Consider the following 12963-nt stretch of genomic DNA (forward strand, 5'->3'; position numbering starts at 1 on the left):
TTCAAACACTTTGTCGCATATCATGGCAAAAAAATGGCGCAGCACCCGGAGGGTCATGCGCCGTCATGCTATTCGATTATCGTCGCCTTCACGATCAGACGCTTTTCAAAAAGCAGTGTCTCTGGATTGTATTCCTCGCATGTGATCAGGGTCAGCTGCTTTGGATGGTCCGCCTTCTGGTCCATCACTTCGACCTGTGAAGGGTCCACTTCGAACATGTCGGTGATTTCATAACTGCGCACTCCATCCATGGTTTCGAACTCCACGACATCTCCAACTTCAGCCCGGTCAAGATGGTTGAAGCGGATGCCCGCCCCTTCGACCCGGTGGCCCGCAATCGGGATGTTCTGCATATCCACGTGGTCGGTGCCGTCGACGAACGACAGTCCGCTCTTCAGCTTCTGTTCAGTCACCGGTCCCGAAAACACCGGCTCCTCTATGTCGGCGGAGGCGATCCTGAGGATCCCTGCCAAACCTTCCATGTCATATGATGCACTCTGGTCCACCCCTGTGATGAAGGATTCCAGCCTGTTCACCTCGACTGGCCTGCTGTCATCATGGTAGGCGCTGATCACCCGGTCATTCATCCGGTCGATGAAGGTTTCCCGGATGTCCTGCCAGAAGAACAGCAGGATTCCTGCTGCAATCAGCAGGCCTCCGGAGATCCTCAGGACATGTCTCATCCGTCACCCTCCATTTTTGCACTGTATTCTATCGCACTCATCCTGGCATGCTCAAGCACCCGGTAGTCTTCGGCCAGATCCGCCACCTTGAATTGCGGAAGCCCGCTCTGACGGACGCCGAAGTAGTCCCCGGGACCACGCATCTCAAGATCCCGTTCGCTCAGTTCGAAGCCGTCCGTCGTACTCGTCATGATGTCCATACGGAGTTTTGCATTCTCGGTCTTCGGGTCGCTGATCAGGACGCAGTAGCTCTGCTTGTCGCTCCGACCGACCCGCCCCCTCAGCTGATGGAGTGTGGAGAGGCCGAAGCGCTCGGCATTGAATATGACCATGAATGTGGCATTCGGCACATTGATGCCCACTTCTATGACCGTCGTCGATACGAGCACGGGCTTCTCATGCGATTCGAACCGGCGCATGCCGGCTTCCTTCTCATCGGGCTTCATGCGCCCATGTACCAGTTCGACATTCTCCTCCCCAAAGCGGTCGGTGAACATCTGGAAAATCTCCTGGACATTCTTCAGGTCGAGCGTCTCCGATTCCTCTATCAACGGTGCCACGATGTACGCATTGTGCCCTTTCTTCATTTCGGCCTCCAGTGCATCGAGCACTTCATCCGTCTCCTCGAAGCGGCGCCAGTATGTCTCCACCGGTTTACGCCCCTTCGGCATCTCCTTGATGATGGAAATGTCCATGTCCCCGAATGTGGTGATGGAAAGGGTCCGGGGGATCGGCGTCGCGGTCATGTAGAGTACATTCTTCCTGTACGCCCGCTCGTTCAGGCGCTTCCGCTGGTTGACGCCGAAGCGGTGCTGCTCGTCCGTGATGATGAGGGAAAGCCGGTTGAAGGCGACATCGTCCTCGATCAGCGCATGGGTTCCGATGACCAGGTCGATCTCCCCCGATCGGAGCGCTGCAAGTATGCCAGCCTTCTCCTTCTTCGATGTGTTGCCGGTCAATTTGGCGATGTTCAGAAGGCCGTCGAAGATTTCCAGGAAAGATTGGAAGTGCTGGTTGGCCAACACCTCAGTCGGCACCATGAGTGCCGTCTGCTCACCTATCGTCTTCACCGCATAGCTTGCGATTCCGGCGACGATCGTCTTCCCGCTGCCGACATCCCCCTGCAGGAGACGATGCATGGAGACATTCTGCTTGAGGTCCCGGCATATCTCATTCACACTCCGCTTCTGATCATCCGTCAGTTCAAACGGCAGCGTGTCGATGAAAGTGCGGAGTGCACCGACATCATAGTCCACGATATACCGTTCATTCCTTACACGCTCGCGCCTGCGCTTCTCCATCAGCTGGAGCTGGAAGATGAAAAGCTCATAGAACTTGATCGTCCGGCGCGCCTCATTGATGTCATGGGGATTCCCTGGAAAATGGAGTCTCCAGAGTGCCTCGCGTATCGACAGCAGGCGGTATTTCCCCTTCAGATCCTCCGGCAGGTCATAATTGAAGATGGCGTTTTCGAACACCTGGGCCACAAGCTTGCTGAACGTCTTGGAATGCATCACGCCGCCCAGGGCATATTTCACACGGTAGCCGCCCGAATCGTCATAGATGAGTCGCTGGGCGTTGATCTCGAGCTTATGCCGCTGAAACTTCCCGGAAATCTTGGCCGTCTCCCCCACCTTCAGTTTATCCTTCAAGTAGGGCTGGTTGAAGAAGACGACCTTGACGTACATGCCATTGATTTCCATGAAGACCGTCAGGCGGTTCTTCCCGCCCCTGAAGTAGGCGAGTGCCGGTTCCGTCTGGATGGTGCCGGCCACTGTGACCTTATCATTGTGGGCAGCCTCCCTGAGATCCATGACGGTCAGGTTCTCATGACCGCTGGGAAGAGTGAAGACGACATCATTCACATCCTTGATGTCCAGTTCAAGGAGCTTATTACGCAGCTTCGGCCCGACCCCCTTCAAATCTTCGATGGGGGTCGGCGGTGTGATCACCTGATACATGACGGGCATTACTGTTCACCGAACAGCTCGGCCTTGATGCGCTCCCCTGTCGGTGTGCCGGCAAGTCCGCCGCGTCCGGTCTCCCTGAGTGCAGAAGGCATCGTCAGACCGATCTTGTACATCGCCTCGACCACTTCGTCTGCTGGAATCCTGGATTCAATGCCGGCCAGTGCCATGTCTGCCGCCGTCAGCGCATTGCTCGCACCGGCCGCATTTCTTTTTACGCAAGGCACTTCCACAAGTCCCGCCACAGGGTCACAGACGAGCCCGAGCATATTCTTGAGGGCGATCGCGAAGCCGTGGGCACTCATTTCCGGCGTCCCTCCAGCCATTTCCACCAGGGCTGCAGCCGCCATCGCACTTGCGCTTCCGACTTCTGCCTGACATCCACCTGCTGCACCGGAGATGCTCGCATTATTCGCCACGACAAAGCCGAACGCGCCTGAAGTGAAGAGGAACTTCACCATCTCTTCACGGGAGATGTCATGCTTTTCGCGCATAGCGAACAGAACGCCGGGTACGACGCCTGCCGATCCCGCGGTCGGTGTTGCACATATTTTGCCCATGGCCGCGTTGACTTCGTTCGTACTGACTGCATGGGCGATTGCGTACAAGGTCAGTTCGCCGCTCAGTCCTTTGCCGCTGTCGATGTACTTCTTCATCTTGACGGCATCCATGCCGGTCAGCCCGGTGGTGCTCTCCACTCCGCCGATGCCTTCTTCGACCGCGGATTCCATAACTTCGAGGTTCCGCTCCATATCCTTGTAGATATCGAGGTAGGACCTGCCTGTAACCGCCACTTCCTGTTCGATCATCACATCTGAAATCGCCTTGTCCTCTGCCGCCGCCTTCTCTATCAGCTCCTGAATACTCTTAAACATGTTTGACCCCCTAGCTTTCCTTCATTTCGATTACTCTGTCCACACCATCTGCCGCGCGCACTTCTTCTATCACTGCCTCGTCGATTGCCTCATCGAGCTCTATCGTCATCAGGGCAATATCGCCCTTCTCCTTGCGGGCCACATTCATCTGACTGACGTTGATCTCGTTATTTCCGAGTATGGTCGTCACCCTGGCGATCGTCCCGAATGTATCCTTGTGGAATACAAGAAGCGCAGGATAGTTTCCGGACAGGGCGATTGGATAGTCGTTGATGCTGACCACTTCGATCTTGCCGCCGCCGATTGAAATCCCTTCGACCGTCAGCTGTTCGCTGCCCTTCACCAGGTGCAGGAGTGCGGTGTTCGGATGGGAGCGCTCCTCTTCCATTTCTATGAAGTGGTACTGCATGGAAGCCTCCTTCGCAAGCGCTTCTGCAGTGATGATCCTGTCGTCGTCCGTGTCGAATCCGAGCAGTCCTCCAATCAGCGCAACATCTGTACCGTGCCCTTTGTATGTATCTTTGAAGGATCCATATAAGTATATATCCACATGGTCCGGCCGTCCGCCGAACAGGCTGCGTGCAAGCAGTCCGATCCTTGCCGCCCCTGCCGTATGTGAAGAGGAAGGGCCAACCATTACCGGTCCAATGATATCGAATACACTTTTATACTTCATACAATCGCCTCCAATTTTAGAAAGACCCCACCGGCACATTCGGCCGATGAGGTCCCTATGACTATTCTACAGATAGTAGATAACTATACACCGGCTGCTGCCCGTCATGAACTTCAAATTCAACTTCGTCATATTCCGGTTCGATCGATGAGATGATGCGATCCACTTCCTCAGCGTCGCCTTCTTCACCTATCAATACCGTGACAATTTCAGATTCCTCATCCAGCATTGATTCCATCAGCTGTTTCAATGTTGCTTCGCGGGAATCGTCCGCTCCAGTTATTTTACCATCTTTGATGCCCATATGCTGGTTTTTCTTTATTTCGATGCCGTCTATCTTCGTATCCCGCACCGCATATGTGACCTGGCCGGTCCTTACATGCTCGAGGGAGGCTTCCATCGCCTCCTTGACCTGCTCGAGCGCTTCATCCGGGGAATATACGAGCAGGCTCGACAATCCTTCCGGTATGGAACGCGTCGGAATGACCACAGCCGGAATTTCAAGCATATCCCTGGCCTGCTCGGCCGCCATGATGATGTTCTTGTTGTTCGGCAGGATGATCACCTGCTTCACATCTTCCCCTTCAATGGTGCGGAGTATGTCCTCCGTCGACGGATTCATCGTCTGCCCCCCATTGATGATGTGCGTTGCACCGATGCTCCTGAAGAGTTCATTGATGCCTGCACCGGATGAGACGGTTATGATGGCGGTGTCATAGGATTGCTTTTCCTGCTTCCCGCCTGCAGACGCATCCTTCTTCTCCTTTATTTCCCTGAACTGTTCACGCATGTTCTCGATCTTCATCTTGATTAGTTCACCGTAGGTCGAACCGTATGTCATCGCTTCCCCCGGGGTCTCCGTATGCACATGCACTTTGGCGATCTCATCGTCCGAGATGACCAGGAGGGAGTCCCCGAATTCACTCATGTCCTGACGGAAGGCATCTTCGTCGAATTCACGCTTGTCCCCTTCGAGACGTACCATGAATTCTGTACAGAAGCCGTACTCGATATCTTCTGCCGACATGAATTCATCGAATTCGTGGGCATCATTGACGAAGGTGTCCATTCCGGCCGGCTTGGCTGCAGTTTCGACTGCTTCACCCTTCAGTGCGGAAAGGAATCCCTTATACACATAGACGAGGCCCTGTCCGCCTGAATCGACCACACCGACTTCCTTCAGCACAGGAAGCAGGTCCGGCGTCCGCTCAAGCGAGGCTTCCGCCTCTTCGATGACCGCTTCCATGATGGAGATGATGGAAGTTTCATTCCCTGCAGCTTCCCGAGCCCGCTCTGCAGAATCTTTGGCGACTGTGAGTATCGTCCCTTCTACGGGTTTCATCACTGCCTTGTAGGCCGTCTTCACTCCGGCATCGAATGCGGCGGAGAAATCTTCAACATCGATATCCTCCCGCTCTTCGATCGCTTTGGAGAAGCCCCTGAAAAGCTGGGAGAGTATGACGCCCGAATTGCCGCGCGCCCCCATCAGCAGGCCTTTTGAGAAATGCCTGCCCACCGTACCGATGTGTGCATCCTCCCTGCCTTCGACTTCATTTGCGCCTGAAGTCATCGAAAGGTTCATGTTCGTACCCGTATCACCATCAGGGACGGGGAAGACGTTCAATGAATCCACATATTCAGCATGCTGCCGAAGGTTTTCGGCCCCGCTTAAAATCATATTCCTAAACATTTTTCCATCTATCTTATCCATCGCTTAGTAAATCCTCCCTGATCAGTCCTCGGTATTGATGATTCTGACCCCTTGGACATGTATGTTTACAGATTTTATGTTGAGTCCAAGTGTCTTTTCCAGCTTGTATTTCACAGTTGATTGCAGATTCGTCGCCACTTCTGATATCTTTATTCCATAGCCGACGATGATATAAAGGTCGATATCGATATCGCCTTCATTGTTTTCGACGATGACGCCACGTGCGTAGTTCTCCTTGCCGAGCAGTTCGGCAAAGCCGTCCCGGACCTGGTGCTTTGAGGCCATGCCGACCACACCGTAGCTTTCCACCACAGCGCCACCAGCGATGTTTGCGATGACATCCATCGCGATATCTATGCTTCCCAATTCATTTTTAATTTCAAGAGCCATTATTTTTCCCCCTGACACATCATTTTATTATAAGCAGAAACTACATATAAATACAAGTGTATTCAGTCAGTCATAATGCAGTTCACGTCGAAAACCGCTTGTAAATTTTTTTCTTATCATGTATTATATTATAGTATGCAATTAAACCTACAATCAATGTTTATGGTAATATTTATAAAAGGGAGATGACAACATGGCTAAAGAATGCTTTTTCACTGGTCGCAAAGCGGCTTCAGGCAACAACCGTTCACACGCGATGAATGCTAACAAAAGAAAATTCGGTGCGAACCTCCAGAAAGTAAGAGTAATGGTTGACGGCAAACCGCAAAAGGTTTGGGTTTCAGCACGTGCCCTCAAATCCGGCAAAGTTGAACGCGTCTAATCAGCATCAACCAAAAAAACCATCCGACCCTGTCGGATGGTTTTTTTAGAATATATTGATCAGGTACACCATGATCATTGCTGTGAAGATGGCAGGGATCATGTTCCCTACACGCATTTTGGTCACATTCAGCATGTTCAATCCGATGGCCAGCAGGATGACCCCGCCGGTGCTCGTCACCTGATCGATCATCTCATCGAGTATGAATTCCGGAATGACACGTGCAATCTGCTGTGCAGAAAGGATGATGCCTGATTCATACAGGAATGTCGGCACACCCGAAATGATGACACCAAGACCATATGTAGTGGTCATCACGATCGCAATGAAGAAATCCATGATCGCTTTGGTGAACAGTACCTCGTTCGACCCCCTCAGTCCGGCATCGAGTCCACCGACAATCGCCATGGCGCCCACGATGAAGACGAGCGTCCCTGAAACGAAACCTTGGGAGAGGTTACCGGCATGCTTGTCACCAAGCTTGAATTCCATCCAGTGTCCGAACCGGTTGAGTGCCTCCTCAAGCCGTATCGTCTCTCCGATGACGACCCCGACGATCAGGCTGAGGAGGGTGATGATGATATCCTCCGTCTGCACCACCATCTGGATGCCGAGCGTCACGATGATGAGCCCCTGTATCTTCATGATCGAGTCCTTGATCGCATCCGGGATGAAGGTGAACACCAGACCCAGCAGGCCGCCGATGATGATCGCCATGCCGTTGACAAATGCCCCTGTTAATATCATTCGACCCCCCCTTTCCTATTCATCTCTGGATTGTATCATAATTATCGGTTCATCTGTATGCACAATTGCAGTTGCACCGAGAAATTCATTGCTGATGGTCAGCGTCGCCCCGAGTTTCAGACGCTCCTTTTCAAGATTATACTCAAACCCTTCAAGCGTCAATGAAGTGCCTTCCACAAAGGGAATGAATGATACATACCGCATCGTTTCCACCTTTTCGACCTCATGTGTACCGGCATCAAGACGCCGCATGACATTCTGCGCATCGATGAGCGTAATGTCGATGCCGTCGAAAGCACCGTGCATCAGCAGGAAGATATTGCCGAGGGTATGATCCAGCCGCCCCCCGATTGCACCATAGACATCTATCGACTGACAGCCCCGCTCGACAAGGTCCTTCAGGCACATCTCAAGATCCGTATCATCTTTCCGCGAAGGGACGGGTGCCACTTCCATATGCCGGTTTATGAATGCCCATTCCGACGCGTCCACCGAGTCGAAGTCCCCATACGTGAAATCGGGGACGATGCCTTCCTTGAGCAGCAGGTAGACGCCGCGGTCCACCCCGGCCCAGCTTTCATCCCGCCTTTCGTCCGGAAAGCCCGTGCCGTCCTCCCGGATCAGGACATTGATGTGCTTCACTGCTTCATCTTCCTGACCGCTTCCTGCCAGTCCGGTGATTTGAACAGGTGGGACCCGCTGACGAGAAGGTCCGCTCCCGCTTCCCTGCAGCGTTCTGCCGTCTCCTGGTTGATGCCGCCGTCCACTTCGATTTCATACCCGTATCCATTTTCACGCCGCACCGCATCCAGTTCCCCGACCTTGTCCAGACAAGTATCGATGAACTTCTGGCCCCCGAACCCCGGATTGACCGTCATGATCAGTATGAAGTCGATTTCAGACAGCAGATGCCGTATATGTTCGATCGGGGTGTGGGGATTCAGTGCAATCCCCGCCTTCATGCCGCTCTGCTGGATGCGCTGCATCAGCCTGTGCGGATGGTTGGTCGCTTCTATATGGAAGGATACCATGTCGATTCCGAGCCCGCTGAATTCATCGATGAACTGTTCGGGATCGAGCGTCATGAGGTGCACGTCGAGCGGGATGGAAGCGGTCCGGCTGATCGCTTCGACGACCGGCAAGCCGTAGGAAATGTTCGGCACGAACTGTCCGTCCATGATGTCCAGATGGAAGATGTCCGCTCCTGCCGCCTCCATTTCTTCAATTTCATGCCCAAGTTTAGTGAAATCACTCGCAAGCAGTGAAGGAAGTACTTTTGTCATATCAATATCTCGCCTTTCTGTTTTCGATTTCCTGATAGATGGCCAGGTAGCTGTCATAGCGGCTGGCTGCAAGTTCCCCTTCAGCCACCGCCTGCTTCACCCCGCATTTTGGTTCGTTGATGTGCTGGCACTCCCTGAATTTGCATGCTTCGCTGAAACTGTTGAAGTCCGGGAAGCAGAACTTCAGGTTGTATTTATCGAGTTCAGTGAACTCTATTGTACTGAACCCCGGTGTGTCTGCAATCAGCCCCCCGCCGATCTCCACAAGCTCGACGTGCCTAGTCGTATGCTTGCCCCGGTTCAGTGCATTCGATATTTCTGCAGTGTTCAGTTCAAGATCCGGGACGAGTGTGTTCAGCAGCGTCGATTTCCCGACACCGGACTGGCCAGCCAGGACGCTGATTTTGTCCCTGAATATTTCCTGCAGATCTTCGTTGATCTGGTCCCGGTCGGTAAAATGGATGTCGTATATGGGCTTGTAGACCGACGCGATCTCATCCAGGGAAGCGTCGTCCTCCAGCAGGTCCGTCTTCGTGATGACGATGACCGGCTCGATGTCATGCGCTTCGGCATAGGCAAGGAAACGGTCCAGAAGATAGTAGCTGAATTCCGGGGACTTCATGCTCATCGCAATCAGCACCTGGTCGATATTGGCGATCGGCGGACGCATGAGTGCATTTTTACGTTCATGTATCTCCCCGATGTATCCCTCATCCTCATTTTCAACCTGGAAGGTGACGATGTCCCCGACCAATGGTGATTCCTTCGTTTTCCTGAAGAGCCCGCGGGCCCGTGTTTCATAAATTGCACCTTCGGCCTCCACATAGTAGAAGCCGCTGAGCGCTTTTGTAATCCTACCTTTTAGCATACCTCACCCCGAAATAGTTTTTCTCCATTATAACAGTTACCCTCTTTATGATAAAATATGACTATCACTTTCACTAAGGAGGAATCATTATGGCAGAATCAATTGATGCAAATGATGTACAAAACGTTCCGCAGGATGAAAACAATGTGCTCATCGATGTAAGGGAACGTGATGAACTGGAGGAGACGGGCTTCGTACCCGGCGCCGAGCATTATCCGATGTCCAGCATCGACAGTGCCCTTCCAAGCCTTGATAAGGACAAGAAGTACTATGTGATGTGCCGCTCCGGCAAGAGGAGTGCACAGGTGCAGAACTATCTCCTCGACAACGGCTACGATGCAGTGAACGTGGAAGGCGGCATACTGGGCTATGACGGTCCGGTCAACCACCTGTAGCATTCAAAAAGGCACCCCTGGGGTGCCTTTTTTTAATGATTTTCCATATGATCCATGATGATTTCCTTCAGTACCGGATCGAAATTGACGGACGGCGTAAAGGTCATGGCCGACTCCGGTAGCACTTCAAGGAGCGCCTCCTTCATTCTTCCGGTCAGGAAACCGTCTTCCAGGGCGATCGGGACGATGATGAAGTCACCGGATCTGTCCAGCTGCTCCAGCAAGCCGTCTACGGCCAACGCACCATAGAGCGCAGCCGGATAGGCCGGCAGCCCGATATCAAGCTGTGAAACCAGCCTTTCCAGTTCATCATCCGCTTCCGGATGGTCGGCATTGCCATGCGCCATCACTATGACCGTCCCGCTGCTGTGTGGCGCCTCGGCCACACGCCGCTCTACAAGACGGGCCACATGGGGATGTGTTCCCATTGGAGGCGCAACCGTCCAGCTCATGTCTTCATATTTTTCTTCAATATGCCGAAATGCTTCCGGTATGTCCCTGGAATAGTGCGAGGCGGAGAAGAAGAGGACCGGTACGATGTTGAAGTTGCGCGCCCCTTCTTCCGCCAGCCCGTCCACCACCTGGCAGACGCTCCGTTCCGTACTTTCTATGAACGCCACGCTGTACTGACCGTGTGGTGCCATCAGAGCATCCAGGCGTTCTTCCAGCACTGAATTGCGCGCCTCCCTCTTTGATCCATGCATGACGATGATGTCGTGTGCCATTCAATCCCTCCTCAACTGAATTATAGCAGTTATCCTTTCATTTTCCATGCTGCAATTCCTTACATAGAGGGTATGTGGACAGGGAGGTGATGCCGAGTGACAATTTCGAACCCCCTGCTCATATTCTTTCTGGGCATGCTTGCGTACCTTGGTGCCAAGCTGATCGACTTCTTCATCGCAAAAGTATACGAGTACATGTGGAATGCCCACGTCAAGGACTGGTTCGTCCGTGGACTCAACAGCGGCAGCCGGGTGATCGCATGGATCGAGGCTTCCCCGCTCTTCAATTCCATCTTCCGTTCCATATTCATGAAGGATATAGAATACGGGGAATATGAAGGGGAGGAACGCTACTTCAGTGTGAGGGACAAGGTGATCACAGAACTTGCGACGATGATGGAACCTGGGCGCTACTACACCTTCAGTGAACTGTTCGCCCTTCTGAAGCCGGTGATTCCCGAGCTGTTCGACGAATCGGACAAGAAGGACCGCACTGCCGTCCTGGAAGGTGCCATCAAACAGCTGGAGCTCGATCCCAAAACACATTTCAGCCAGACCATCATCGAGAATAAACGGTATTTCCATATTCCCGGCAGCCAGGAAGACGGCAGTCTGCAGCCGATTGTCGAAAAGGTGAGGCGGCATATTCCAGAAGTGATGAAGCCGGGAGAGGAATACACCTTCTCAGCGCTGCTCGCTGCACTGGCTGAGGCCGTCCCCGAGCTGCATGACCCGGATCAGGACCGCCTCCGTGTCGGCGTCCTTCAGAGTGTCATCAACCGCCTGGACCAGACGCCCGTCCCCGGCTTTGAAGTGGCCGTGTCCTCAGACAGCACCAAACGCTTCAAATACACCGATCCCGGATCATGATCACGCCTAAAAAGCCCTTCCACAGCCTTGCTGTGGGAGGGCTTCGTCCTGATATCCTATTTGCGGTCGACCTTCTCCGCGACATTCTCGATGATGAATCCGCTCTTGATGTATCCCGGAATGCTGTTGAGGTCCACTGTAAGATCCTGTTCTGGCACATCGTATGTGATTTTGCCGGCGAAGTATTTCATCGTCTCTTCCATGATGATGATGGTCATCCACTCTCCTGCACAGCGGTGGTTCGTGTAATAGTCCCCGCCACCCTGCGGAATGAGGTCGAATGGACTGCCATCCCAGTCCAGGAAGCGTTCCGGATAGAATTCGTCTGCATTCTCGAATACATCGTCCTGGTGCATCGTGCCGTAGATGTCCAGCACCAGCATCGTGTCCTTCTCGATGTCATGACCCTCAAACTGGATATCCGTTTTGGCCTTTCCAGGGAGGAATGGAACGAACGGATAGAAACGTCTGACTTCCTGGGAGAACATGTAGGCGTAATCCGGGTCATTATTGATCTTTTCTTTTGAAATTGGATATTCGTGCATGGCAAGCAGTCCGAATGATACAAAACGGTTGATTGCAATCAGTGGACGGAATGTGTTCATGAGGTCGATTGCACAGAGTCTGGAATCCATAGGATTACCCTTGTAGTCTTCCCAATGGGCAAACTCGTATAGTGCCGTACCCTCTGGAGGGAATATCTTCCCTTTGCGCGTCTGGATGATCTGATCTTCGAGCCAGTCCTCGACACGGCGGCGGGCAGCTACGGATTCTTTATAGCCTTTGAACGCAGTACCCAGTCCTTTGAAGGAGTCGATCATGATGTCCATATCTGTAGCGATCTCTTCAATCTTCTCTTCCGGCGCCTGGACACCTGCCCATTTCGTACCGACTTTGGTCAGCAGTATGATGGATTCCCTGTAGATGTTGATCTGGTCCATCTGCTCCATCCTGTGAGTGTTCATGTACCAGTGGTTGCGCGTCAGTTCCCTGAGATGCTTCAGATTGCCTTCCGTCATCAAAGACATGAAGAGCGCCTTCCTGTCGATGTGCTTCTTCCCTGTTGTCGTGTGGATGGCGCCTTTACCGAACAGCGTGTTCACGAGACGTTTCGGAAGCGTCCCTGAACGTTCCGTCTTATCGTTGTCGTAGAAGAGCTCGGCAGCCTTCTTGCCGCTGATGACTAAGACGCGTTTACCGCCTAGTGCCCGCGTCTCGAAGATGTTTTCCGCTCCGAGGCGTCTTCTCTGGTTCGTTGTATAGAGGTAGCCCTCTTTCATGACTTTCAGAGTGTTATCGAGACCCTTGTGCTTCTTGATTGTGCTCATAAATTTTCCTCCAATTTCAGTATTCCTATCTCATTATATATAAATCATTGCATATATGCCAAT

The 12963-nt window shown here is 52.8% G+C and carries 15 protein-coding genes; 3 read left to right on the plus strand and 12 right to left on the minus strand.

Annotation, left to right across the window (positions count from 1 at the left end; translation table 11 throughout):
• Window positions 1-68 precede the first annotated feature (68 nt).
• From EDC33_RS03590 to EDC33_RS03615, 6 genes are all read right to left on the minus strand, one after another.
• The gene (locus EDC33_RS03590; protein WP_094905815.1) at window positions 69-683 is read right to left on the minus strand and encodes a sortase; all 615 of its coding nucleotides are present in this window, start codon (window positions 681-683) and stop codon (window positions 69-71) included.
• A complete protein-coding gene (gene recG / locus EDC33_RS03595; RefSeq protein ID WP_229716640.1) occupies window positions 680-2644 on the minus strand; it encodes an ATP-dependent DNA helicase RecG in 1965 nt (654 codons plus the stop codon). The genes EDC33_RS03590 and recG overlap by 4 nt, the downstream gene beginning before the upstream one ends.
• Window positions 2645-2652: 8 nt before the next feature.
• The gene (gene sdaAA, locus EDC33_RS03600) at window positions 2653-3525 is read right to left on the minus strand and encodes an L-serine ammonia-lyase, iron-sulfur-dependent, subunit alpha (RefSeq protein WP_040105664.1); all 873 of its coding nucleotides are present in this window, start codon (window positions 3523-3525) and stop codon (window positions 2653-2655) included.
• Between the two features lie 10 nt (window positions 3526-3535).
• Window positions 3536-4201, minus strand: coding sequence for an L-serine ammonia-lyase, iron-sulfur-dependent subunit beta (gene sdaAB / locus EDC33_RS03605; protein ID WP_094905818.1), 666 nt, complete (start codon window positions 4199-4201; stop codon window positions 3536-3538).
• 61 nt (window positions 4202-4262) lie between these two features.
• Window positions 4263-5912, minus strand: a complete 1650-nt coding sequence (locus EDC33_RS03610) for a DAK2 domain-containing protein (RefSeq protein ID WP_094905819.1) — start codon at window positions 5910-5912, stop codon at window positions 4263-4265.
• Window positions 5913-5933: 21 nt separating this feature from the next.
• Window positions 5934-6302 (minus strand): Asp23/Gls24 family envelope stress response protein, encoded by a 369-nt coding sequence (locus EDC33_RS03615; protein WP_040105667.1) that lies wholly within the window; start codon window positions 6300-6302, stop codon window positions 5934-5936.
• A gap of 193 nt (window positions 6303-6495) precedes the next feature.
• Between EDC33_RS03615 and rpmB the strand changes: the two genes are divergently transcribed.
• A complete protein-coding gene (gene rpmB, locus EDC33_RS03620; RefSeq protein WP_094905820.1) occupies window positions 6496-6684 on the plus strand; it encodes a 50S ribosomal protein L28 in 189 nt (62 codons plus the stop codon).
• A gap of 45 nt (window positions 6685-6729) precedes the next feature.
• Here the strand turns inward: rpmB and EDC33_RS03625 are convergent, their stop codons facing one another.
• The 4 genes from EDC33_RS03625 to rsgA are packed head-to-tail and all read right to left on the minus strand — an operon-like array spanning window position 6730 to window position 9582.
• Window positions 6730-7431, minus strand: coding sequence for a DUF554 domain-containing protein (locus EDC33_RS03625; RefSeq protein ID WP_040105669.1), 702 nt, complete (start codon window positions 7429-7431; stop codon window positions 6730-6732).
• A gap of 15 nt (window positions 7432-7446) precedes the next feature.
• Complete coding sequence (locus EDC33_RS03630; RefSeq protein ID WP_124010192.1) at window positions 7447-8073, minus strand: thiamine diphosphokinase; 627 nt, start codon at window positions 8071-8073, stop codon at window positions 7447-7449.
• Window positions 8070-8714 carry a ribulose-phosphate 3-epimerase gene (gene rpe, locus EDC33_RS03635; protein ID WP_124010193.1) on the minus strand — a complete coding sequence of 215 codons (645 nt, stop codon included), beginning with the start codon at window positions 8712-8714 and terminating at the stop codon, window positions 8070-8072. The genes EDC33_RS03630 and rpe overlap by 4 nt, the downstream gene beginning before the upstream one ends.
• Window position 8715: 1 nt before the next feature.
• Window positions 8716-9582: a ribosome small subunit-dependent GTPase A gene (gene rsgA, locus EDC33_RS03640; protein ID WP_124010194.1), complete on the minus strand. Its 867-nt coding sequence runs from the start codon at window positions 9580-9582 to the stop codon at window positions 8716-8718.
• A gap of 89 nt (window positions 9583-9671) precedes the next feature.
• Here rsgA and EDC33_RS03645 point away from each other — a divergent pair, with 89 nt between their 5' ends.
• A complete protein-coding gene (locus tag EDC33_RS03645; protein ID WP_124010195.1) occupies window positions 9672-9977 on the plus strand; it encodes a rhodanese-like domain-containing protein in 306 nt (101 codons plus the stop codon).
• Window positions 9978-10009: 32 nt separating this feature from the next.
• On the opposite strand, the gene EDC33_RS03650 is transcribed toward EDC33_RS03645, so the two are convergent.
• Window positions 10010-10702 carry a sirohydrochlorin chelatase gene (locus tag EDC33_RS03650; RefSeq protein ID WP_124010196.1) on the minus strand — a complete coding sequence of 231 codons (693 nt, stop codon included), beginning with the start codon at window positions 10700-10702 and terminating at the stop codon, window positions 10010-10012.
• Window positions 10703-10798: 96 nt separating this feature from the next.
• Here EDC33_RS03650 and EDC33_RS03655 point away from each other — a divergent pair, with 96 nt between their 5' ends.
• A complete protein-coding gene (locus EDC33_RS03655; RefSeq protein WP_124010197.1) occupies window positions 10799-11572 on the plus strand; it encodes a hypothetical protein in 774 nt (257 codons plus the stop codon).
• A 56-nt stretch (window positions 11573-11628) separates the two neighbouring features.
• On the opposite strand, the gene EDC33_RS03660 is transcribed toward EDC33_RS03655, so the two are convergent.
• Window positions 11629-12900 carry a cytochrome P450 gene (locus EDC33_RS03660; protein ID WP_124010198.1) on the minus strand — a complete coding sequence of 424 codons (1272 nt, stop codon included), beginning with the start codon at window positions 12898-12900 and terminating at the stop codon, window positions 11629-11631.
• Window positions 12901-12963 lie beyond the last annotated feature (63 nt).

This window comes from Salinicoccus roseus, assembly GCF_003814515.1.
Lineage (GTDB): Bacteria > Bacillota > Bacilli > Staphylococcales > Salinicoccaceae > Salinicoccus > Salinicoccus roseus.

Excerpts from the sequence above, each read along its gene's own strand:
- EDC33_RS03590 (WP_094905815.1), bottom strand. The coding sequence starts at position 683 with ATGAGACATGTCCTGAGGATCTCCGGAGGCCTGCTGATTGCAGCAGGA.
- recG (WP_229716640.1), bottom strand. The coding sequence starts at position 2,644 with ATGTATCAGGTGATCACACCGCCGACCCCCATCGAAGATTTGAAGGGG.
- sdaAA (WP_040105664.1), bottom strand. The coding sequence starts at position 3,525 with ATGTTTAAGAGTATTCAGGAGCTGATAGAGAAGGCGGCGGCAGAGGAC.
- sdaAB (WP_094905818.1), bottom strand. The coding sequence starts at position 4,201 with ATGAAGTATAAAAGTGTATTCGATATCATTGGACCGGTAATGGTTGGC.
- EDC33_RS03610 (WP_094905819.1), bottom strand. The coding sequence starts at position 5,912 with ATGGATAAGATAGATGGAAAAATGTTTAGGAATATGATTTTAAGCGGG.
- EDC33_RS03615 (WP_040105667.1), bottom strand. The coding sequence starts at position 6,302 with ATGGCTCTTGAAATTAAAAATGAATTGGGAAGCATAGATATCGCGATG.
- rpmB (WP_094905820.1), top strand. The coding sequence starts at position 6,496 with ATGGCTAAAGAATGCTTTTTCACTGGTCGCAAAGCGGCTTCAGGCAAC.
- EDC33_RS03625 (WP_040105669.1), bottom strand. The coding sequence starts at position 7,431 with ATGATATTAACAGGGGCATTTGTCAACGGCATGGCGATCATCATCGGC.
- rpe (WP_124010193.1), bottom strand. The coding sequence starts at position 8,714 with ATGACAAAAGTACTTCCTTCACTGCTTGCGAGTGATTTCACTAAACTT.
- rsgA (WP_124010194.1), bottom strand. The coding sequence starts at position 9,582 with ATGCTAAAAGGTAGGATTACAAAAGCGCTCAGCGGCTTCTACTATGTG.
- EDC33_RS03645 (WP_124010195.1), top strand. The coding sequence starts at position 9,672 with ATGGCAGAATCAATTGATGCAAATGATGTACAAAACGTTCCGCAGGAT.
- EDC33_RS03650 (WP_124010196.1), bottom strand. The coding sequence starts at position 10,702 with ATGGCACACGACATCATCGTCATGCATGGATCAAAGAGGGAGGCGCGC.
- EDC33_RS03660 (WP_124010198.1), bottom strand. The coding sequence starts at position 12,900 with ATGAGCACAATCAAGAAGCACAAGGGTCTCGATAACACTCTGAAAGTC.